Genomic DNA, 22,458 nt, shown 5'->3' on the forward strand with positions numbered 1-22,458 from the left:
GGCTTAATGTTGGTTCTTTTGTGAAAACAGACTGCGCGAGAGGATGTTCAATCCCAACACGCTCAAGGTGATCAAGAGAGCGCCGCCCCAGGCCAATTGGCGCCAATTATCAAACGGGCTCATGGCGAACTGGAAAATCACATTCGGCAAGTTGGCCATTGGTTGGCTCATATCCCAGCTCATGAACTGGTTATTCAAGGCGGTGAATAAAAGCGGCGCGGTTTCGCCGGAAATGCGCGCCACCGCCAGCAAGACGCCAGTGACCACGCCAGCCTTCACGGCACGCAGGCGCACCATCAGGCTCACCTTCCAATGCGGCGCGCCCAAGGCATACGCGGCTTCCAGCAAAGCGGTCGGCACCAGGCGCAACATATTTTCCGTGGTGCGCACAATCACCGGCATCGCAATCAGAGAAATCGCCATACTGCCGGCCCAGCCGGCGAAGTTGCCGACTTTCACCACATACACGCCATACACAAACAGGCCGATCACGATCGACGGGGCCGAGAGCATGATATCGGTGACGAAACGGGTGAGTTTGCCAAACCAGCTGCGGTCGCCATACTCAGCCAGATAGATGCCGGCCAAAATCCCGATCGGGGTCGTGACCAGGGTGGCTAAACCGACCATCATCAAACTGCCGACAATCGCGTTTTTCAAACCGCCGCCCTCACTGCCCGGGGCCGGCGTGGTTTCGGTGAAAGTGGCCAGGGTGATCCCGGCGGCGCCTTTGATAAACAGGGTGGCTAAAATCCACAGCAAAAAGGTGAGGCCGAACACCATCGCCAACACCGAAAAGGCAATGCCGATCTTATGCCAGACCAGGCGGCGGCGGTACACCGGATTATCCGAACGTGCAGTCAGACTCATTTCACACCTTCATTTTTTGACATGCGCACCAGCATCAGCTTGGCGATGGAGAGCACAGCCAGGGTAATCAAGAACAGAATCAAACCCAGCGCGGTCAAGGCGGCCACATGTTCAGGCGATTGGGCTTCTGCAAATTCATTGGCCAGGGTGGATGCGATTGTATTCCCCGGCGCAAACAAGGAGGTGGCGAGTTTGTGCGCATTGCCGATCACAAACGTGACCGCCATGGTTTCACCCAGGGCGCGCCCGAGACCCAGCATGATGCCGCCCACCACGCCATTGCGGGTATAAGGCAGCACGACTTTATACACCACTTCCCAGCGCGTGCAGCCCAGACCGTAAGCCGATTCTTTCAAGACTGGCGGCACCACTTCAAACACATCGCGCATCACCGAGGCGATAAAGGGAATAATCATCACGGCCAGAATAATGCCGGCGGTCAGCATGCCGATGCCCATCATCGGGCCAGTGAACAATTGCCCGATCACAGGCACTTGTCCGAGGCTGTTTTTCAAAGCCGGCTGCACATATTCCGCAAACAGCGGGGCAAACACAAACATCCCCCACATACCATAAATAATCGAAGGCACAGCGGCCAACAACTCAACCGCAACGCCCAGTGAGCGGCGCAGCCAGCTGGGGCAGATTTCGGTTAAAAACAAGGCAATGCCGAAACTGGTGGGCACTGCGATCAGGAGCGCGATGGCGGAAGAAATCAGGGTGCCGACAATCGGAATCAAGGCGCCGTATTGCTCTTGCACCGGGTCCCATTCAGCCGACCAGATAAAGCCTATGCCGAACTTTTGAAAAGCCGGGGCCGCCCCCATCATCAGCGAAGCCAGAATGCCCAGCAACACCAGCAAAACGGAAAAGGCAAACAGGAGCGTGAATTTGTGGAAAACAAAATCCTGCCAACGCTGTTTGCGCACCACAGCCTGCATTTGCTGTGCGCTTAAAGTGCTGCGATTTGCATTCCTGTCAGGCGCGGCAGCCGGCGCCAGTGCTGCGGGAACTTGGGAAACGTTCATTGGGAATATCAGACGATGCTACATCAGACGAAAAAGGGAAGATCAGGCGCCAACCGCGCGCGCCTGATCATGCACAACTGCGGATTATTGCCAAACCGCTTTGCCGGCGGCGTCTTTGATATTCGCCTTCCAGCTGTCTTGCACCAGCTTCACCACATCAGCCGGCATGGACACATATTCAAGCTCAGTGGCTTGCTTGCCGCCATTTTTGAAAGCCCAGTCGAAGAATTTCAACACTTCACGGCCCTTGGCGCCATCGGCTTGCGCCTTGTGCATCAGGATGAAGGAAGCGCCGGTCATCGGCCAGGAAGATTTGCCCGGCTGGTCGGTCAAGACCACCGCCATGCCCGGGGTCTTGGCCCAGTCAGCGCCGGCGGCGGCGGCTTTGAAGGTTTCATCATCCGGCTGCACCCATTGGCCATCACGGTTCTTCATCTGGGTGAATTGCATTTTGTTTTTCTTGGCGTAAGCGTATTCCACATAGCCAATCGAACCACGGATGCGCTGCACGTTTGCGGCCACGCCTTCATTGCCCTTGCCGCCCACGCCCACCGGCCATTTGATGGCGGTGCCGGAACCGACTTTGGACTTGAAATCCGGGCTGACTTTGGACAGGTAATCGGAGAACAGGAAAGTCGTGCCGGAACCGTCAGCGCGGTGCACCACAGTGATATCGTCACCCGGCAGCTTGACGCCCGGATTCAAACCGGTGATTTCCGCCGCATTCCATTTGGTGATCTTGCCCAGATAGATATCCGCCACCACCTGACCGGTCAGCTTCAACTGACCGCCAGTGAGGCCTTCCAGATTCACCACCGGCACCACGCCGCCCATCACCGCCGGGAATTGCACCAGGCCATCCGCAGCCAGATCTTCCGCCTTCAAAGGCATGTCCGATGCGCCGAAATCCACGGTTTTGGCCTTGATCTGTTTAATGCCGCCGCCGGAACCGATGGACTGATAATTCAAGCCCACGCCGCTTGCGGCTTTATAGCTTTCCGCCCATTTGGCGTAAATCGGATACGGGAAAGTTGCGCCCGCACCGGTAATATCCGCTGCAGCGGCCCCTGAGGAGATGACCAGAGCGGCGCCTGCCACAAAACTGCTGAAATAATTGATGAGTCGCATAAAAATCCTTGTCTGAGGTAAGCAGCGCTGTCTTACACTGCGCTGCATATGCTGGCGACGGGGGCAATCTGCTTGCGCCTGCCGTCTGCTGCGCACTGTAAGCAGGGAATATGACAGCAATATGACAGCTTGAAATATTTCACCACGGCAAGCCTGGCGCATAGACAAACTGGCAAGAAAAGTGGCAAAAACGCAGCGCAAATACAAAATACGCCACGCTTTGCACAGCCCTGAACATCTATTGCCACACAGCAAGCCAACTTGCCGCAGACAATCATTTTCCGCAAAAGTCATATCGCAAAAGCATCATGTCATCCTGTAAATGACAGATTAATGACAAAAAACCGCCGTAAAACAGAATTATGACAAGCCGGCCACTTAGCGCTTGCGCAACAAATATGCGCCAAATCTTGCCGGATTGGCGCGTCATCTTCCTGTCATAAACTTGCTCTACCGTATCATTGCTGCAGGGGGTAGAATCAGAACGCCTGATCTTGCCGGCATGCCTTGCCAACGCTGCAGGTGCGTCCCGGGAAACTGGCCGGCAAACGCTGCCGGCCAGCCGTCGGCGCCTGCTCCTGCGCGGCAATCACAAAGAAAGATACGCCATATGAATCTCCCACTCGACAGTAATGATAAACGTGAATTTCTTGACCGTGAATTATCCCTGTTAGCCTTCAACCGGCGGGTGTTGGCGCAGGCGCAGGATGTCAACCTGCCCCTGCTCGAACGCCTGCGTTTTTTATGCATCGTCAGCAGCAATCTGGATGAATTCTTTGAAGTGCGCGTCGCCAGTTTGTTAGCGCGCGGCAATGGCAGCGGGCACCATATTTCAGAGCGCCCCGATTTTGAAGCCACCTTAGACCGCGTCAGCCTGGAATGTCATCAATTAGTCGCCGAGCAATATGCGGTGCTGAATGCAGAGCTGCTGCCGGAATTGGCCCGGCAAGGCATACGCCTGCTGCGCAATTCCGACCGCAATGATGCGCAAAGAGCCTGGGTGCGCAGCTACTTTGAACGCGAAGTGCGCCCGCTGCTGACCCCCATCGGCTTAGACCCCTCTCACCCCTTCCCGCAAGTGGTGAATAAGAGCTTGAATTTCATCGTCGCCCTGGGCGGCAAAGACGCCTTCGGACGCGGCACCGGGATTGCGATTGTGAAAGCGCCGCGCGTTTTACCGCGCATCATCCGCCTGCCGGATGAACTCTCGCCCAACGGCGCCTCCTTCTGCCTGCTGTCTTCCGTGATCCACGCCCACATCGCCGAGCTGTTCGCCGGGCGTGAAGTGATCGCCTATTCACAATTCCGCGTCACCCGCGACAGCGATATGTGGGTGGATGAGGAAGAAGTGAAAAACCTGCGCCAGGCCTTGAAAGGCGAGCTGCAAGGCCGCCAGTTTGGCGCGGCGGTGCGGCTGGAAGTGGCGATGAATTGCCCGCCGCAGCTATCCGACTTCCTGTTAGACCAGTTCCAGCTTGATCCCAGCCGCCTGTATGCGGTAAGCGGCCCTGTGAATCTGGCGCGGCTGTCGGAATTGGTGGATCAGGTGCGCCAACCGGCCCTGCGCTTTGCCCCCTTCACCCCCGGTCTGGCGAGCGCGCATGGGCAAGACCTGTTTGCCGCCATACGCCATCAAGACATCTTGCTGCACCACCCTTTCCAAAGTTTTTCCACCGTGGTCGATTTCATCAATGAAGCGGCAAACGACCCGGATGTGGTGGCGATCAAGCAAACCATTTACCGCACCGGCATGAATTCGCAATTAATGGAAGCCTTAATCCGCGCCGTGCATATGGGCAAGGAAGTGCTGGCGGTGGTTGAACTCAAGGCGCGCTTTGATGAAGAAGCGAATATCAACTGGGCCGACCGTCTGGAACATGCCGGCGCGCAAGTGGTGTATGGCGTGGTGGGCTTGAAAACCCATGCCAAGCTGGCCCTGGTGATCCGGCGCGAAGAACAGCAATTGCGCTATTACGCCCACCTTGGCACCGGCAACTACCACCCCACCACCACCCGCTTTTACACTGACTTCGGCATGCTTACCGCCAAGCGCGAACTGGGGCAGGAAGTCAATGAAGTCTTTATTCACCTGGCCAGCCTGACCAAGCCGAAAAAATTCAACCACCTCTGGTTAGCGCCATTCAATTTACAAAGCGAGATCATCAAAGCCATCCGCAATGAGGCGCGGCTGGCGCGCGCTGGCAAACCGGCCCACATCATCGCCAAAATGAATGCCCTGGTGGATGAATCTGTGATCCGCGCGCTGTACGGCGCCTCGCGCGATGGCGTGAAAATTGATTTGATCATCCGTGGCGCCTGCAGCCTGCGCCCCGGTGTGCGCGGCTTATCGGAAAACATCCGGGTGCGCTCGATTGTCGGGCGTTTCTTGGAGCACAGCCGCATCTACTATTTCCGCAACGATTTAAAACACGATATGTATCTGGCCAGCGCGGACTGGATGAGCCGCAATCTGTTCCGCCGCATCGAAGTGGCCTTCCCGGTGCTGGACAAAAATCTCAAACGGCGCGTCTTGAATGAAGGCTTGATGCCCTATCTGAAAGACAATTACAACGCCTGGGAACTCGACAGCGACGGGCGCTACCATCGCAAAAAGCCGCGCGGCAAGCGTGCCCCGTTTTCCGCCCACCATCATTTAATGAATATGCTGGGCCAATTAGGCTGAACAAGAGAGGAAGGAATGGAGTTGATTTTATGGCGCCATGCGCATGCCATCGATGGCGGCCCTGACTTAGCCGATCTGGAGCGCCCGCTCTCGCCCAAAGGGGTCAAGCAAGCCGCGCGCATGGCCCAATGGCTTGACGCCAGACTGCCGGAGAATTGCAAAATCTTAGTCAGCCCGGCCAAGCGCACCCTGCAAACCGTGGCGCCCTTGATGCGCAAATATAAAGTGCTGCCGGAACTGGGGCCTGAAGCCAACCCGCTGCACCTGCTGGAAGCCGCCAACTGGCCCAACAGCCGCGAATGCGTGTTGATCGTCGGCCACCAACCCACCCTGGGCCGCCTGATTGCGACCCTGGTGCAAGGGCAGGATCAAGAGTTTGAATTACGCAAAGGCTATATCTGCTGGATCAGCCAGCGCGAACGCGAAGGCAAGCTGCAAACCTGGATCAAAGCCTTGCTGGGCGCGGAGATGTGCGCCAAGTGAGCGCGCGATGGAAAACTGCATCAATTTATTGACCGGCTGCGGCTTGACAGCGTGAGGATCGGGGCCTGAATAGACAAGACGAAAGGTGACTATTCAGCCGAATTCCAGCCATCACGGCAGGCCGGGTTAAGCGTAGCGCTGACCCGGCTCCGACAACGGCGGATCAATAAAGGGATAGACAGACGGGCCGCAGACCTTCAAATACGGTGACTATTCAGTCGCCGCAATGCCAAACCTTGCAACCATACGCCTTGAGCCTGTCGAAGGGCATGGCTGATCATGGAAAACCGTGGTTCAACAAGCTCCACACAATGAAGCTGCACCCCGCTTGGCATACAAGACCGAATTGTTAGCGCAGCGGCTGAATAGGTACGGGAAAAGTCCCCGGAATAGATACCTTGGGGGCAGAATAGTCACTATTAAAGAATATAAAAACAGAAAAATTAATTGCTGAATACATGTTCAATATTTGAAATATTTTTTGCCGCAATTCATTTTTGAAATAGCCATGCAAAAAACGTAAATCAGCATATATTCTGCCATTTATTTTTCCATGCGGAAAATCACTTGATAAAAAAGTAATGGAATTGTGGCATGATTATCCCCTGAAATCCGCAATGATTGATATTTTCAAGCCGCTGTCAAGCCAATTTCCAAATTTTTTTTCATAAAACCTCCGCAAACGCCCAAGTTTGCGCAACAATACATCATCAACGCCCGAACTGTGCCGCTTTTTTTCCGATGACAGCCAGGAACAGTTGCAAACTGTACCCATCGATCAAAGCAGCACAGTAGCCGGCGCGCACCACAACCCGCGTGCGCCGGCTGGCGGCTTGCTTGCAGCGCTGAAACGCTTGCAGCCGGTAAATAAGAGGAAACCGGAGAAAACAGGGTGCGCTATTGTTTTCTGCTGTGTTGCCACAGGCGCGGGTTGCGCCAACGCACGATGACGAGGCGGATATGGTCATACGCAATAATGTGGTGGCTTTGCGTAATTTATTTGCGCAACATGCCAGGGTGGCCCTGGTGGCGGATGGCGTCACCGAAGTCGAGCAATATCAATTAGCGCAGTTATATGCGCAGACGTATCGACAGAATTACAGCCAGGTATTATGGCTGGACGCCAGCAGCCGTCCATTATTCCGCCTGTCCTGTCAGCAGCAATGCGTCAAACTCGGCTTGGCGGTGCAACATGATCCCGAACAGGAATTGCAACACTGGATCAATCAACATGCGCAGTTGCTGCTGATTGTGGAACATGTCAGCGATCCGCAACTGTTATCCGGTTTGCAAGACCGCGCCAATCATTTTCTGTTTTGCTCCAATCTGCCCAGCTGGCCCAGCCAAACGCTGGACGCCGGCCTGATGCGTCTGCATGAAAACCAGACCATCGCGCCGGATAATGACCGCCTCGCTTGCGCGCTGGCGCACAACAGCCAGGCATTGCAATTGGCGCAGGCTTGGCTGCAATCACGCCGGCAACAGGGTTTGTCGGAAAGCGAGGCGCGCAACGCCTGTCTGCAAGCGCTCAAAGGCGTGGCCAAACTCAATCCGCGCGCGCCGGCGCATGAAGGCAGCCGCATTCCGCGCGCCCTGCGGCATGCCTATTTACTGAATTTATCCGCGCTGTCTGCCGGCGCCCGTCATTTGCTGGGCATTTTCGCCTGGTTTGGCCCGCAAGCCCTGCCCTGGCAATTCTTTTTGCAAGGCGACCAGAGCGCCAGCTGGCAAGCCAGGGTGCAGGAATTGATCAATCTGCAGTTCTGTCAGGCCGGGGGGCTTGCCAATCCAGAAGGCGGGATCTGGCCGACGCTGGAGTTTTCGCCTTCCATCCAATATCTGCAGCGCGCCCTGGGCGACCCGAATGACGCTTTTTGCGCGCAACAAACCATTCAGGATGTGCTCTCCAGCGCCAAACTGCCAAAAGCGCTGCTGCCGCTGTTCGCCAGCCATCTCGAATACCTGCTGGCGCAGCAAAAACACAGCCCGGATCAGGCTGCGCTCTTATTGCAATTGCTGGAACAGCATTACCAGCATCAGTTGCATGAGAGCGAAGTCTTATTGCGCCGCATTCTGGCTTTGCGCACCGAAAACCGCAGCCCGGACGCCGAAGCGCTGGATTGCCAGAATCTGCTGGCGCAAAACCTGAAAACCCAGGGCCGGCTGGATGAGGCGCAGCAACTCCTCTTTTCCGCACTCTCGATGGCGCGTCAGCACTTAGGCGAAAGCGCGCCGCAAACCTCGATTTATCTGAATAATCTGGCGCGCCTGTTCGCCCTGCGCGGCCAGCATCTGGCGGCGATTGAGCTGGAACAGCAGGCGCTGTCAATTTTGCGCCGCGCCTTAGGCGACGCCCATCCGCAAGTGCTGGCGGTGATGCACAATCTGGCGCACTCATTAAGTCAGGTGCCGGCCACGCCGGAAGTGGAAGCGCTGTTGCAGGAATTGGTGCAAATCCATCTGCGTCTGTTTGGCGAATGCGACTGGCGCACGCAAGCCATGATGGATTTGCTGGCCGGCAATCTGTTTGCGCAAAACAAACTCAAACAAGCCGCTTCCTGGCTGGAAAAAGTGCATGCGGTGCGCAAATCGCTGTTCGGCGCGCGCCATGTCGAAACCACGATCGCCGCCTATGATTTGATGTGCATCTGGTGTGAACTGGAAAACGCAGGCGCGGCCAGCCAGGTTTTTCACGACAGTCTGGCCTGGCTCTTGACCACGCCATTAAACCGGGTATGCGAACAGCAAGCCCAAATCGCCCAATTACTGCAAGATTTTTTACCTTATGTGAATGGTGCGGCGCATGAAGCATTCACCATGCCAGCCTCCACCCTGTTACACTGATGCAGGCGGCGCTTGCCGCCTGTTGTCTGCCCTGCCCATCCCGGCCGCATCTACGGCCCAGTCTGCTTACCCCTATTGAAAAAATGAGCCAAATCACATTCCGCTTTGCCGGTGAATTCGATATATCCCCCTCATTCGACGCCTTGCAGGCAGGTTGCGGCATTGAAGTTCAAGCCAGCTCCAGCCATCGGCTGTCACAACACCGCAGCGCCAGCAATACCCAGGAAATCGCCCTCAGGCCGGATGATGCGGTATGCGTCCGCCTGCAAGACGGGGTGGAATGGTGGATGCGCGCCGAAGAAGCGGCGCAATTGATGCACACCGGCCAGCCGCAGGAGATGCAGGCCAAACAGGAGAGCCTGGTGTGCGAGCTGGATGTGACGCGCGCCGCGCCGCGCAAAAGCCGTGGCGAAGTGCAAATCAAGGCCTTGGACAGTCTGCGTTTTGATTTAAAAGAAAGCAGCGCGCGCAATCTGGCCGGCTGGGTCGAGTTGCGCAATCTGAGTCTGCGCAAAGCCGGTTTATTCCAATTGGATCTGGGCGCAAATGATCCGGTGTTGCAGGAAACGATTGCGCCGGCAGTCCAGGATGGCGGGCCGATTCTGCTGTTTATCCACGGCACCGCCTCCTCCACCGCCGGCAGTTTCGCCGGTTTATGGCAAGGCGATGTCGCCGCCCCTGCTGCGCATGTGCTGCACGCCCGCTACGGCGCGCGCTGCCTGGCCTGGGAATATCTGTCAATCACACGCGGGCCGATTGAAAACACGCTGGCGCTGGCCAAAGCCTTGCCGGACGGCGCGGAATTGCATGTGGTCAGCCACTCGCAAGGCGGGCTTTTGGGCGAACTGCTCTGTCTGGCGCAAGCGCAAGCGCTGCCGCCTGATGCCGCCAGCCTGTTTGCGCGCGACCGCAATATCGCCACCAACTGGGGTTGGCAGCCGTTGGACAGTGTGGCAAACGGCTATCAGCAACAATGGCGCGATTTGCAGGAATTATTCCAGGTTTTGCAGCAAAAACGCCTGCGCATTACGCGCTTTGTGCGCGTGGCCTGCCCTGCCCTGGGCACCACCCTGGCCTCGGGCCGGCTGGACCGCTGGCTGTCAGTGATTCGCAGCGTCGCCTTGCTCGGCATGCAAAATCTGTTTGCCGACAATTTGCTGGCGTTCTTGCTGGCCGTCATCAAAGAGCGCACCGATCCGCGCACCCTGCCGGGTACCGAAGCGATGATGCCAGGCTCGGCCCTGCAACGCCTGCTCAATCATCCGGCCATGCACAGCCAGTCCGATCTGGCGGTAATCGCCGGCGATATTGAAAATGCGAGCGGTTTTGCATGGCTGGCGATGATGTTAAGCGACCGCTTTTTTGCCAGCCGCCACGATCTGGTGGTCAATACCGGCTCAATGTACGGCGGCATGCGGCGCCCGGCCGGCACAGCGCGCGCGCTGTTTGACGCCGGGCGCGAAGTGAATCATTTCAACTATTTCAAAAACCCGCGCACGGTGCGCGGTTTATTAGCCGCATTGCAACGCGATGATGTGCTGTGGCAGCAATTCACGCCCATCATGGAAGAGCAACGCGAAGCCCCGGTGCGCGGCGTGGCCCCGGCCGCGCTTGATGGCAAACGCCCGGTCTTGCTTTTGATCCCGGGCTTGATGGCGAGCCACTTGCAATCGCGCAATAACCGGGTTTGGCTGGATATGGTGCAATTGGCCGGCGGCGGCATGGGCGATTTACGCATGGACGCGCCCGATGTCAAAGCCGGCGAAGCCTTGGCGACATACTATGGCGACTTTATCAACTTCATGCAAAACAGCCATGAAGTGCTGGTCTGGCCGTATGACTGGCGTCTGGCGCAAGCTGAAAATGCACGCTTGCTGCATGAATATCTCAAACCGCTGGCTCCGCAGCTCAAACAAAGCGGGCAAGCCCTGCGCATCTTCGCCCACTCGCTGGGCGGGATGGTGGTGCGCCAGTTATCCGCGCTCTACAGCCCTTTGTGGAATGAATTAAACGACCTGCCAGGCTTCCGCCTGATCATGCTGGGCACGCCCAACCTCGGCTCATACCAATCGGTGCGCATGATCGTCGGCCAGCACCAATTGCCGGGCTGGCTGGGTTTATTGGATCTGAGCCACGACACCGAAGAAATCCAGCGCATCATCAACCAATACGCCAGCAGCACCGATTTGCTGCCGATGCGCGACAACCAATACGACTTCACCGATCCGGCCACTTGGGAACAGCTGCGGCGCGAGAGCGGCGGCAACTGGCCGCTGCCTGAGCCGGAATGCCTGGCGCGCGCACGCAAAACCCGCGAAGCCTTGGCGCGTGCGCGGCTGAACCCGGCCAACACCATCTATCTGGCCGGGCAGGACAGCCACACCCCTTACGCCATGGCGCTGGAAAAAAGCGACAGCCTGTTTGGCGGCAATACGCAGGAAATCGTGTTTTACTCGACCGCGCGCGGCGATGGCACAGTGCCTTGGGATTTAGGCATGCTGCCCGGCATTCCGGCCTACTATGTGCCGGATGTGGGACACGACCAGCTCTTGAATTGCGCACAATTCTTCCCTGCTTATCTGGAATTGGCGCGTGAAGGCAAAACCCGCGTGCTATTGAGTGAAGAGCCGCAAACCCGCAGCGCAGAGCACACCGGGCCGCGCGAAAAGATTGCGCCGGATCACATGCACTATCAAGCCACCTTAGACAATTTCGGCGGCAGCTCAGGCCGCGTGAAGCGGCGCCAAGCCGCCAACCTCAAAACGCAAAAAATCAGCGTCAACGTGCGCCACGGCGATCTGGCCTACGCCTTGTATCCGGTAGTGGTCGGGCACTATCAGGGCGACACCATTGTCAGCGCGGAAAGCAGTCTGGATCAGAAATTGGACGGCGCATTGCGCGAGCGCCTGCGCATGGGCGTGTACCCGGGGCGCTGCAACACCTGGCATGCGTTTATCGCACCGGCGCCGCAGATGCGGCCCGGCGGCGCGCTGGTGGTGGGGCTGGGCAAGGTCGGCGAATTGAGCGTGGGCACGCTGGAAGCCGGCTTGTCTTCCGCGCTGGTCGATTTCGCCTTGCAAGCGGCGAATTTGCAAGCGCGCCAGCTCTTGCCCAAAGAAGAGCAATTATTTGAAGTCCAGCAAGGCGTGACCCAAACCGCGCTTTCCTTCCTGCTGATCGGCACCGGCGCGGGCGGCATTTCGGTGCAGGATTCGGTCAGCGTGATCTTGCGCAGCGTGAAAAAAGCCAACCAGCGCTTAGCCGCCGGCAGACCGCAAAAAAGCCGCATCGCCAAAATTGAAATCGTCGAACTGTTCCACGATGTCGCCTTAAGCGCGGCGGACGCCTTGCACAGCGTCATGCTGGACCCGGAATTGCGCGCTGAATTTCAATGGAATGAAGCGCAGGTGATCGATAGCGGCAGCGGCTATTACCGGGCGCGTTATGAAGAGGCGCAAAGCTGGTGGCAGCGCACGGAAATCAGCTTTGACGCCAAGCGCCAGGAATTGCGCTATGTGGCCCTGACCAAACGCGCGCGCGCTGAACAATCCTTAATCGCCGGACAGATGCAATTGGCGCGCCAATTTGTGCGCGAAGCGACACATGGCAGCGCACGCAATCAGGAAATTTCGCGCACCCTGTTTGAAATGCTGATCCCCAACCGGCTCAAAGAATTCGCGCCTGACCGCCAGGATCTGGTGCTGGTGCTGGATGAGGAAAGCGCCTGGTTCCCCTGGGAAATGATGGAAGACCGCTGGAACGGCGCTGAGGCCGAACCGCCGGCAGTGGCCGCCGGCCTGATCCGGCAATTGAAAACGGTGGATTTCCGCAGTCAGGTGTCCGACGGCGCAAGCCGGCGCGCGCTGGTGGTGGGCAATCCGGCGAATTGCCGTTTAAATGGCAAAGCGCTGACCGACCTGCCCGGCGCGCGCAATGAAGCGCAGCGCGTCGCCTCCCTCTTCAATAAGCGGCGCGGGATTGATGTCGAACATAAAATCGACTGCAATGCGCAAGACATCATGATTGCGCTGCACGCCGACGCCTACCGCATTTTGCATCTGGCCGGACACGGGGTGCATGAATTCGCCATCAGCCACAGCGCGCAAGGCGATTGCGAAAGCTGTCTGCAACCGCTGCCGGCGCAAAACAGCACACTCTCCGGCATGGTGATCGGCGATGGAATTTTGCTTACCGCCGCAGATATTGAGCAAATGCGCCATGTGCCGGATCTGGTGTTTATCAACTGCTGCCATCTGGGACAAACCACAGGCCGCAAGCTGGAACACAATGGACTGGCGGCGAATCTGGCGGCGCAGTTCATCCGCATGGGGGTGCGCGCCGTGGTGGCCGCCGGCTGGGAAGTGGATGACAGCGCGGCTTGCGCCTTCGCCGAGCGTTTTTATGACGCCATGCTCGACGGCGAGCCGTTCGGCCAGGCGGTGAAACTGGCGCGCAAGCATATTCACACCAATTTCCCGCAAGTCAACACCTGGGGCGCGTATCAGTGTTATGGCGATCCGGATTTCCGTTTGCGCGCCGATGACAATTTAAGCCGTCGCCAGCATGTCCCGGATTTTCTTTCGCCGCAGGAAATGAAGCTGGAATTGGATAATCTGGGCCAGCGCGCCCGCTTCGGCCATGCGCAAGCGCGCCATGTCGATGCCGTGCTCAAGCGCATCCCGCCGGGACTGGAAGAAAACTGGCTCAAACGCGCCGATATCGCCACCGCGCTTGGCCTGGCCTGGGGCGAATTGCAGAACTTCGCGAAAGCGCTGGACATGCTGGAACAAGCCCTGGCGGCGGACAGCGCCACCTTGCCGGTGAGCGCGCTGGAGCAGCGCGCCAATTTCAAGGCGCGCCTGGCGTTGCAGCAATTTAATCAAGCCTGCGCCAACAATGCGGACAATCTGGAAGATGTGCGCCTGCAGAGCCTGGAAAAACTGGCGACAGCGGAAGCGGAATTGACGCGTTTGCTCGATTTCGGCCCGACCATGGAGCGCTATGTGATGCTGGCCTCAACCGCCAAGCGGCGCGCCCTGGTGTGCGCGGCGGCGAGTGAACGCGAAGCCTTGCTGCAAACCATGCGCAGCTATTACGCCAAAGCCCAAGTCGAGGGACAAGCGCGCAAGCTGTCCTCACAACATCCAACGCTGTGCCTGTTGATGCTGGATGTTTTAATGGCGCCGGAACTGCCTTTGCCACAAAGCGAAGTGCGGCGCATCGCCGCCAGTTGCGATGAAATTTACAACCGGGAAAAAGAAAGCAACCGCAGCGCGCCGGACTTCTGGGCCGCCAGCGCACTGCCGCAAAGCTTGTTGATCAAATCGCTGGCGAACGGACAATTGCCAAAACACTGCGAGCAAATCATCAAAGCCTTGCAACTGGCGCGCCAGCCGGGGGCCAGCCGGCGCGAGATGGCCTCCTTGCAAGACAATCTGCAATTTCTCAAAGAAATCTGGGATTGGCGCAACGACCAATTGCAACGCAATGATGAAGCCTTGCGCGCCGAGCAAAACGCGCTGGAAAAAATCTGTGAGTGTGTCGCCGCGATGCTCGACGCCTGATCAGATGCGCGACTGCAGCGCGACCGGTATGGCCGGCGCGCGCGCAGACTGGGATTGGCGCGGCGGGCAGTGTTGCAAAAACTGCGTCACCGTCGCCTCCCAGCCGAATTGCAGGGCATGGGCGCGCACTTGCGCGCGCGGCAAATCCAGTGCAGACAGGGCGGCTTGCCTTAAATCCATATCCAGCATGCCGGACACGCCCTGCTGCACCACATCCAGCGGCCCTGCGACCGGAAAGGCGGCCACCGGCACGCCGCACGCCATCGCTTCCAACATCACCAGGCCCAGCGTGTCGGTTTGACTGGGAAACACAAACACATCAGCGCAATTAAGCCAGGCCGGCAATTCATGATGTGCGCGCATACCGACAAAGCGCACTTGCGGAAAACGCTGTTCCAATTGCGCGCGCGCCGGGCCATCGCCGACCACCCATTTGCGGCCCGGCAGATCGAGCGACAAAAAAGCCGGCAGATTTTTTTCCGCCGCCACCCGCCCGACATACATAAAGACCGGATCATGTCCCTTGCCACAGCCGCTGTCCTGCACGATATGGCAGCAGGCGCGGCGTCCGACTTCATCCGGGCTGAATAAAGCGGTATCCACGCCGCGTCCCCACAAACAGAGATTGGCGAAGCCGCGCGCCTGCAAAACCTGGCGCATCCTTTCGCTGCTGACCAAGACCGCTTGCGCCGGGCCGTGAAACCAGCGCAGCCAGCGGTAAGTCAGGGCCAGCGGCACGCGCGCGCGCTGCCATAAATATTCCGGAAAACGGGTATGGTATGCGGTGCTGAACTGCAGCCGGTTTTGCAAACAATAGCGGCGCGCCGCCAAACCCAGCGGGCCTTCGGTGGCGATATGGATCAGATCCGGGGCGAACGTCTGCAAGCTCTGCTCCACGCGCGCGCTGGCATGCAAGGCTAAGGGCACGTCGGAAAAACCCGGCCAGCAAATGCTTTTCATGCCCTGCGGGCCGATGACTTCCACCTCATGCCCGCGCTGTTGCAAGCCTTTGCAGGTGGCTTGCAATGTCATCACCACGCCGTTTACCGCCGGCGCCCAGGTGTCTGTCACCAGCGCAATGCGCATTTTGTGCTGCGGCAAAGCCATCGCGGCCTCCCTTACAGTGCGCCGAAATGGCGGGCGTAACGCGCATCCAGATTGCGCAGCGGCAAAAGCATGAGTAAATCGGCGCAATCAAAATCAGGGTCCCAGGCCGGTTCGCCGCAGACCCAGGTTTGCGCCCGCAGATAGCCTTTAAGCAGGGGCGGCACATGCACTTTATGCTGCGCATTCGGGTGCAAATGTTCGTGCGGAAACGGCAGATGCGGTTTGACGCGGTATTCCGGCGGGGCCATATTCTGCGCTTGCAAGCTGCGGTACACCGCCGCCGCGTTCATACCGCCATCGGCCAGACTGATGCTGGCGCAGCCGACCAGAAATTCCGCCTGTTGCCGCCGCATATATTCCGACATACCCTGCCACAGCAGCATCAAAACCGAACCGCCGCGATAATCCGGATGGATGCAGGCGCGCCCGGCTTCCACCATGCGCGGTTTTAAATGGGACAGGCGGCTGATATCGAATTCATTTTCAGAATACATGCGGCCGAATTGACGCGCGCGCGCCGGCGACAGCAAACGATAGGCGCCGACCACTTCCAGCGTTTGATTGTCGCGCACCAGCAAATGATCGCACCAGGGGTCAAACTCATCAGCATCCAGGCCTTCCGGATTTTGCAAATTCACCAGCCCCATTTCCTGCACAAAACTGCGGTAACGCAGGCTTTGCGCTTCGCGCACTTCACCTGCATCCTGCGCCAAGGAAAGTGACAGACGAGGCGTGTTTTTATTTTCCTGTTTACTGCTCAAACCCCGGGTATCGAAGACTTGCATGCTGTATCCTCCAGCCATTGGTTGACAATGGCTGTGAGCGTAAGTCGGCAATGCTGCAAGCACATGACAGACTGATGAAGGAAGCATGACATTGCAGCACGCAGGATAGGCCCCGGTTGTGAATCAAACCGCGTCAAGCGCCGGCTTATCGCATCGCTTCAAGCCGCCGCCTTGCTGCGCGGCCCCAGCATGCGCTTGATCTGCGGCACACAAGAGCCGCATGCCGTGCCGCATTGCAATTGCGCTTGCGCATGCGCCAGACAGGCGGCCTGATCCATATCCGGCGGACAGGCCGAAAACAGCGTTTCCAATTGCGCTTGACTGACTTGCATGCACTGGCACACCATGGGCGCGGCAGGCGCTGGCTGCCCGCCAGGGGCTTGCGGCCCCAGCAGACGCCAGGCCGGCATCGGCGCGTCTTGCCGGCCGCGCAAAATCGGCCACAGCCAGTCAGCCGCCGCACAATCGCCCAGCAAGGCTGCCGCCTGCAGGCGCGGCCCAGCCAACTTCACCAGCCGCGCCTGACCGCGCGCCGGATCGGCGTAGCGCAAGATATCGCCCTCCAGCAAACCAAACAGCGCCAGCAAATCCTGCACACTGCCCCAGGCCGGGGCGCTGGCGGCGCCCGCCCACAGACGCACGCCGGCGCCGCAACCTGTGGCGTGCGCCTCAGCAGCGCTGCCAGCACTGCCAGCACTGCCAAACAGTGAACAAGCGGCGTAATCAAAGCGCGCCAGCCAGGGGCGCACAGCCGCCAGCAGCGCGGGCGCATCCGCATCCCAGGCAAAAATCTGCATACGCCAGGGCAAATCCACCGTTTCCAATTGCACCGCCGCATGTTTTAAGGCCGGCTGGCGCGACACCGGATCATGCGCCGCCAGACTCAAGGTATTCACGCCATACACTGGCGCGCCATTGCGCTGGCGTCCGCCCAGATATTCCGCGCCCCAATGCATGGGCAAAAACAGCTGGCCGCTGCGCACCTCATCGCTGGCTTGCAAGGGCAAGATCAGATTGCCGCGCCGGCTCGCCACGCGCACCAATTGCCCATCCTGCCAGCCGCGCCGCGCCATATCCGCGCGCGCCATCTGCAAACACGCCTGTTCGACATGACCAAACATGGCCGGCAACAAACCGCTGCGGCTCATGCCATGCCATTGATCGCGCAGGCGCCCGGTGTTCAAGAGAAAAGGATAATGCGCGTCGCAGCGCTCCGGCAGCGCCGCTTGAGTGAGTGCAATAAAGCGCGCGCGCCCGTCAGCATGGGCAAAGCGGCCATCTTGATACAAGCGCGCTTGCGCCTGTCCCGGCGCCGGGCAAGGCCATTGCTGCGGGGCCTGCTCCAGGCTGGCGTAAGTCAAACCGCTGATGTCCAGATCGCGCCCGGCGCACAGCGCTTGATGTTCGCGCCAGATCGCCTCCCCGGAATCAAACGCAAACAGCGGCGGCAAAGCAGGTTTCAACAATTGCTGCAGGCGGCGTCCGACTTCACACACAATCCGCCAATCCGCCAGCGCCTGTCCCGGGGCCGGGATGGCCGCATGCACGCGGCTGATGCGGCGTTCAGAATTGGTCAAGGTGCCCTCTTTTTCGCCCCAGGCGGCAGCCGGCAAGACCAGATCGGCATATTCCAGCGTGGCGACATCGGCCATGGCTTCTTGCACCACCACAAACGGCGTTGTTTGCAATGCCTGGCGCAAGCGGTTTTGATCGGGGATGGAATGGGCCGGATTGGTGCAGGCGATCCACAGCATCTTGAGCTGGCCGGCGGCGGCGGCGTCAAACATTTGCAGCGCCGTCAAGCCTGGCTGGCGCGGCAGATCCTGCGCCGCCAGCCCCCAGTGTGCGGCGATTTGCGCCATCTCTTCATGATTGCCCAGATTGCGGTGACCGCTGGCCAGATTCGCCATCGCGCCCACTTCGCGCCCGCCCATCGCATTCGGCTGCCCGGTGAGTGAAAACGGGCCGGCTCCCGGCTTGCCTATCTGTCCCAGCGCCAGGTGCAAATTGATAATCGCGCTGTTATTCGCCACCCCCTGCACCGATTGATTCACGCCCTGGCAATACAGGGACAGCACACGTTTATCCTGCAAAGCGGCCTGGCCGATCCAGCGCGCGGCTTGCAACAAATCATCCTGCGCAATACCGCAGCGCTGCGCCACCAGCGCCGGAGTGCAGTCGCGCAGCTGTTCACGCAAGGCGGCAAAGCCGCTGGTGTGCTGTGCAATAAAGGCTTGATCCAGCCAGCCCTCCCAGCAACACAGATGCAAAATGCCGTTTAACAGGGTGATATCGCTGCCGGGCAAGAGCGCCAGATGCAAATCGGCCTCGGCTGCGGTATCGCTGCGGCGCGGATCGATCACAATCACCTTCATCTCAGGACGCGCGGCGCGCGCCGCTTCCAGGCGGCGATACAAAACCGGGTGCGCCCAGGCCGGATTGGCCCCGATGATGACGACCACATCAGCCAACTCAAGATCGGCGTAGCTGCAGGGCGGCGCATCCGCGCCCAGGCTTTGCTTATAGCCGGCCACGGCAGAGGACATGCACAGGCGCGAGTTGGAATCGATATTGTTTGTCCCCAATAAGGCTTTCGCCAGTTTATTGAAGACATAATAATCTTCCGTCAGCAATTGCCCGGAGACATACAGGCCAAACGCATCCGCGCCATGCACGCGCCAAATCTGCGCCATGCGCTCTGTCATGATCTGATACGCCTGCTCCCATGAAATCTCTTGCAAGGGCGCGCCGCGTGCGGGACGCAACAGCGGCGTGTGCAAGCGGCGCGCGCCCTGCGCCGCCTGACTGACAGCGGCCAGGCTGGCGCCTTTGCCGCACAGCCGGCCAAAATTGGCCGGGTGCGCAGGGTCGCCGCGCACCTCCAGAATGCGGCGGCCATCGCTTTTCAGCAGCACGCCGCAACCTGTGCCGCAATACGGGCAGGCGCTTTTGATTTCTTTGATCTGGCCGGCTGCTTCCATACGCCACTCCCCTGCTTGATTCACATACTGTAAATACGCAGCGGCATGCTGCGCGCGGCCCCGTGTTGCGGGCATGCCATCTTGTGCGCCGCACTGGCCGCCGCGCGCCAGCTGTGCGCATCCACATAGACCTGGCCGGCCATCAATTTCAGCGCCACCACCGGCGTGCAGCCGACATCCGGCGCATGCGCCTGGCCGCTTTTCAGATCAATCTGCCAATTATGCAAGGGACAGGAAACCGAATCAGCGAAAACCATGCCTTGCGACAAGGGGCCGCCCTGGTGCGGACAACGGTCAAGCAGGGCATACACCTGATCGTCAGCCGTGCGAAACAGCGCCAAGGGCGGTAAGTCTGCATATTCGACCACGCGCGCGCCCTGCAGCGGGATGTGTTCCAGGCTGCCCACTTCAAGCCAGTTTTGCATATTCCACCTCCGTCCCTTGCAAGGAATTAAATTGCCGTAAATCGACCCCGGCCTGCTCCGGTTGCAACCAGGGATCGGCCGCCCCTTCCAACGCATACAGCAGGCGCGCGTACAAGGCGGCGCGATTGGCCGCGTCCTGCACCACTTGCTGCTTGATGAATTCCAGCCCGACGCGCGCCAGATAATGCACGGTGCGCTCCAGATACCAGCCCTGCTCGCGATAAAGTTGCAAGAAAGCGCCGCTGTATTCCATCACTTCCTGCGCGCTTTTGACCTTGACCAGCAGTTGCGCGACTTCGGTTTTGATGCCGCCATTGCCGCCGATATAAATTTCCCAGCCCGAATCCACCCCCACCACCCCGACATCTTTAATGCCGGCCTCGGCGCAATTGCGCGGACAGCCGGAAACCGCCAGCTTGACCTTGTGCGGGGCCGACATCAAATTCAGGGTGTGTTCGAGTTGCTGCCCCATGGCGGTGGAATCTTGCGTGCCAAAGCGGCACCATTCGCTGCCGACACAGGTTTTGACGGTGCGCAAGCCCTTGGCGTAGGCCGCGCCGGAAGGCATATCCAGCGCCTGCCAGACTGCCGGCAAATCCGCCTTGCGCACGCCAAGCAAATCAATGCGCTGCCCGCCTGTCACTTTCACCGCCGGGATCTGGAATTGGTCAACCACATCGGCGATTTTGCGCAGCTGCGCGCTGGACGTCATGCCGCCCCACATACGCGGCACCACCGAATAGCGCCCGTCTTTTTGGATATTTGCATGCGCGCGCTCATTGATGGCGCGCGATTGCGGATCATCTTTGGCCTCATGCGGCCAGCTCGAAATCAGGTAATAGTTCAAAGCCGGGCGACAGGTGGCGCAGCCGCTGGGCGTGCTCCAGCCCAGCGTTTGCATGACTTGTGACAGACTCAATAACTTCTGCTGGACAATCGCCTCACGCACCTCGCCATGGCCCAGACTGGTGCAGCCGCACAGACTCTTGCGTTTCGGCGCCGCAGCTGACTGCCCCAGCGTGGCGCACAGAATATTTTGCACCAGCCCGCTGCACGAACCGCAGGAAGCGGATGCCTTGCTGTGCTTGCGCACTTCTTCCAGGCTGTGCAAGCCGCGCTGCTTGATCACCTCCACAATCTGGCCTTTGCACACGCCATTGCAGCCGCACACCTCGGCTTGATCGGGCATCGCGGCGGCAGCGGCAATCGGATCAGCCTGGCCGCCTTGGGCCTGGCCGGCCTGCTCGCCAAACATCAGATAGGGACGCACATCGGCGATTGGCGCCTGTTCTTTCATCAAGCGCAAATACCAGGCCGCATCGGCAGTATCGCCATACAGACAGGCCCCCACCAGGCGCTCATCGCGCAACACCAGACGCTTATACACGCCGGCTGCGGCGTCGCGCAAAATAATTTCCTCGCTGCCTTCGCCGCCCATGAAGTCGCCAGCGGAAAACAAATCCACGCCTGTCACTTTCAAGCGGGTTGAAAGCTGCACGGCGGCAAAAGCGCCATCCTGATCCGCCAGATGGCGCGCACACACCTTGGCCATATCGTACAGCGGGGCGACTAAGCCATATGCTGTGCCGCGATGATTGGCGCACTCGCCCACCGCATAAATATCCGGGTCGCTGGTCTGCAAAACATCATTCACCACCACCCCGCGCGCGCATTCCAGCCCGGCGCTTTTGGCCAAGGCTTCGTCAGGACGGATGCCAACCGCCATCACCACCAATTGCGCCGCCACTTCTTCGCCATCGGCAAAGCGCAGCGCACGCACACGCCCATCTTCATCGCCGAGCAAGGCGGCGGATTGGCGTTTGAGCAAAAAGCGGATGCCGCGCTGCTCCAGTTCCGCTTGCAACAGGCGCGCGGCGTCGGCGTCGAGCTGGCGCTCCATTAACCAATCCGGCAAATGCACCACGCTGACCTCCATGCCGCGATTACGCAAACCGTTGGCCGCTTCCAAGCCCAGCAAACCGCCGCCAATCACCACCGCCTGCTTGTATTGCGCGGCGGCGGCAATCATGCGCTCAGTGTCAGCGATATCGCGATACGCCTGCACCCCTGACAAATCGGCGCCCGGCAGCGGCAGCATGAACGCTTGTGAGCCAGTCGCCAAAATCAATTTGTCATACGGGGTGACACGTCCCTGTTCGTCAATCACATGCTTGGCGTGGCGTGCAATCTGCTGCACTTTGCAGCCGGTGTGCAGGGTCAAACCATGCTGCTTGTACCAGTCCCAATCGTTGATGATGATTTCATCGAGGGATTTTTCACCGGCTAACACCGGCGAGAGTTGAATCCGGTTGTAATTCGGGTGCGGCTCGGCGCCAAACACTGTGATCTCATAGCGATCCGGCGCCAGCGCCAATAATTCTTCCAGGGTGCGCACCCCGGCCATGCCATTCCCCACCAATACCAGTTTTTGCTTTTGCATACCAGCCTCCACACTGAGTGACGCCAAGCCTGCTTGCAAAAACCGGGCCAGACCGGATTTCAGCCGCTAACAGATTGATTTTCTTTACATTTTTATGCAGCAACAAAACCCGCCGGCAGC

General features: G+C 59.0%; 12 protein-coding genes. 4 read left to right on the forward strand and 8 right to left on the reverse strand.

The features are described from left to right. Positions 1–3: 3 nt before the first annotated feature. The 3 genes from pstA to pstS all read right to left on the reverse strand — a co-directional run bounded on the left by pstA (position 4) and on the right by pstS (position 3,026). Positions 4–870 (reverse strand): phosphate ABC transporter permease PstA, encoded by an 867-nt coding sequence (pstA, locus tag V8J88_RS11940; protein WP_338849761.1) that lies wholly within the window; start codon positions 868–870, stop codon positions 4–6. Then, positions 867–1,811 carry a phosphate ABC transporter permease subunit PstC gene (pstC, locus tag V8J88_RS11945; RefSeq protein ID WP_338849876.1) on the reverse strand — a complete coding sequence of 315 codons (945 nt, stop codon included), beginning with the start codon at positions 1,809–1,811 and terminating at the stop codon, positions 867–869. The genes pstA and pstC overlap by 4 nt, the downstream gene beginning before the upstream one ends. 171 nt (positions 1,812–1,982) lie before the next feature. Further along, on the reverse strand, positions 1,983–3,026 hold the full coding sequence (gene pstS / locus V8J88_RS11950) for a phosphate ABC transporter substrate-binding protein PstS (protein ID WP_338849762.1): 1,044 nt from the start codon (positions 3,024–3,026) through the stop codon (positions 1,983–1,985). 610 nt (positions 3,027–3,636) lie between these two features. Here pstS and ppk1 point away from each other — a divergent pair. From ppk1 to V8J88_RS11970, 4 genes are all read left to right on the forward strand, one after another. After that, entirely contained in the window at positions 3,637–5,709 is a 2,073-nt protein-coding gene (gene ppk1, locus V8J88_RS11955; RefSeq protein WP_338849763.1) for a polyphosphate kinase 1, read from the forward strand. Positions 5,710–5,724: 15 nt separating this feature from the next. Further along, positions 5,725–6,192 (forward strand): histidine phosphatase family protein, encoded by a 468-nt coding sequence (locus tag V8J88_RS11960; RefSeq protein ID WP_338849764.1) that lies wholly within the window; start codon positions 5,725–5,727, stop codon positions 6,190–6,192. A 960-nt stretch (positions 6,193–7,152) separates the two neighbouring features. Next, positions 7,153–9,036, forward strand: coding sequence for a tetratricopeptide repeat protein (locus V8J88_RS11965; protein WP_338849765.1), 1,884 nt, complete (start codon positions 7,153–7,155; stop codon positions 9,034–9,036). An 83-nt stretch (positions 9,037–9,119) separates the two neighbouring features. Continuing rightward, entirely contained in the window at positions 9,120–14,600 is a 5,481-nt protein-coding gene (locus tag V8J88_RS11970) for a CHAT domain-containing protein (protein WP_338849766.1), read from the forward strand. Here the strand turns inward: V8J88_RS11970 and V8J88_RS11975 are convergent, their stop codons facing one another. From V8J88_RS11975 to nirB, 5 genes are all read right to left on the reverse strand, one after another. After that, complete coding sequence (locus V8J88_RS11975) at positions 14,601–15,707, reverse strand: glycosyltransferase family 1 protein (protein WP_338849767.1); 1,107 nt, start codon at positions 15,705–15,707, stop codon at positions 14,601–14,603. Positions 15,708–15,718: 11 nt separating this feature from the next. Continuing rightward, positions 15,719–16,492: a GNAT family N-acyltransferase gene (locus V8J88_RS11980; protein ID WP_338849768.1), complete on the reverse strand. Its 774-nt coding sequence runs from the start codon at positions 16,490–16,492 to the stop codon at positions 15,719–15,721. Between the two features lie 158 nt (positions 16,493–16,650). Next, positions 16,651–19,473 (reverse strand): molybdopterin-dependent oxidoreductase, encoded by a 2,823-nt coding sequence (locus V8J88_RS11985; RefSeq protein ID WP_338849769.1) that lies wholly within the window; start codon positions 19,471–19,473, stop codon positions 16,651–16,653. A gap of 20 nt (positions 19,474–19,493) precedes the next feature. Then, a complete protein-coding gene (gene nirD / locus V8J88_RS11990; protein ID WP_338849770.1) occupies positions 19,494–19,898 on the reverse strand; it encodes a nitrite reductase small subunit NirD in 405 nt (134 codons plus the stop codon). Beyond that, the gene (gene nirB / locus V8J88_RS11995; protein WP_338849771.1) at positions 19,882–22,338 is read right to left on the reverse strand and encodes a nitrite reductase large subunit NirB; all 2,457 of its coding nucleotides are present in this window, start codon (positions 22,336–22,338) and stop codon (positions 19,882–19,884) included. Before nirB ends, nirD begins: the two co-directional genes overlap by 17 nt. Positions 22,339–22,458 lie beyond the last annotated feature (120 nt).

This window comes from Massilia sp. W12 (genome assembly GCF_037300705.1).
In the GTDB taxonomy this organism is placed as follows: Bacteria; Pseudomonadota; Gammaproteobacteria; order Burkholderiales; family Burkholderiaceae_D; genus JACPVY01.

What these genes read in the sequence shown, in the direction of transcription:
- pstS (WP_338849762.1), bottom strand. Translation starts at nt 3,026, where the DNA reads ATGCGACTCATCAATTATTTCAGCAGTTTTGTGGCAGGCGCCGCTCTG.
- nirD (WP_338849770.1), bottom strand. Translation starts at nt 19,898, where the DNA reads ATGCAAAACTGGCTTGAAGTGGGCAGCCTGGAACACATCCCGCTGCAG.
- V8J88_RS11980 (WP_338849768.1), bottom strand. Translation starts at nt 16,492, where the DNA reads ATGCAAGTCTTCGATACCCGGGGTTTGAGCAGTAAACAGGAAAATAAA.
- V8J88_RS11975 (WP_338849767.1), bottom strand. Translation starts at nt 15,707, where the DNA reads ATGGCTTTGCCGCAGCACAAAATGCGCATTGCGCTGGTGACAGACACC.
- ppk1 (WP_338849763.1), top strand. Translation starts at nt 3,637, where the DNA reads ATGAATCTCCCACTCGACAGTAATGATAAACGTGAATTTCTTGACCGT.
- V8J88_RS11970 (WP_338849766.1), top strand. Translation starts at nt 9,120, where the DNA reads ATGAGCCAAATCACATTCCGCTTTGCCGGTGAATTCGATATATCCCCC.
- pstA (WP_338849761.1), bottom strand. Translation starts at nt 870, where the DNA reads ATGAGTCTGACTGCACGTTCGGATAATCCGGTGTACCGCCGCCGCCTG.
- V8J88_RS11985 (WP_338849769.1), bottom strand. Translation starts at nt 19,473, where the DNA reads ATGGAAGCAGCCGGCCAGATCAAAGAAATCAAAAGCGCCTGCCCGTAT.
- pstC (WP_338849876.1), bottom strand. Translation starts at nt 1,811, where the DNA reads ATGCAGGCTGTGGTGCGCAAACAGCGTTGGCAGGATTTTGTTTTCCAC.
- V8J88_RS11965 (WP_338849765.1), top strand. Translation starts at nt 7,153, where the DNA reads ATGGTCATACGCAATAATGTGGTGGCTTTGCGTAATTTATTTGCGCAA.
- V8J88_RS11960 (WP_338849764.1), top strand. Translation starts at nt 5,725, where the DNA reads ATGGAGTTGATTTTATGGCGCCATGCGCATGCCATCGATGGCGGCCCT.
- nirB (WP_338849771.1), bottom strand. Translation starts at nt 22,338, where the DNA reads ATGCAAAAGCAAAAACTGGTATTGGTGGGGAATGGCATGGCCGGGGTG.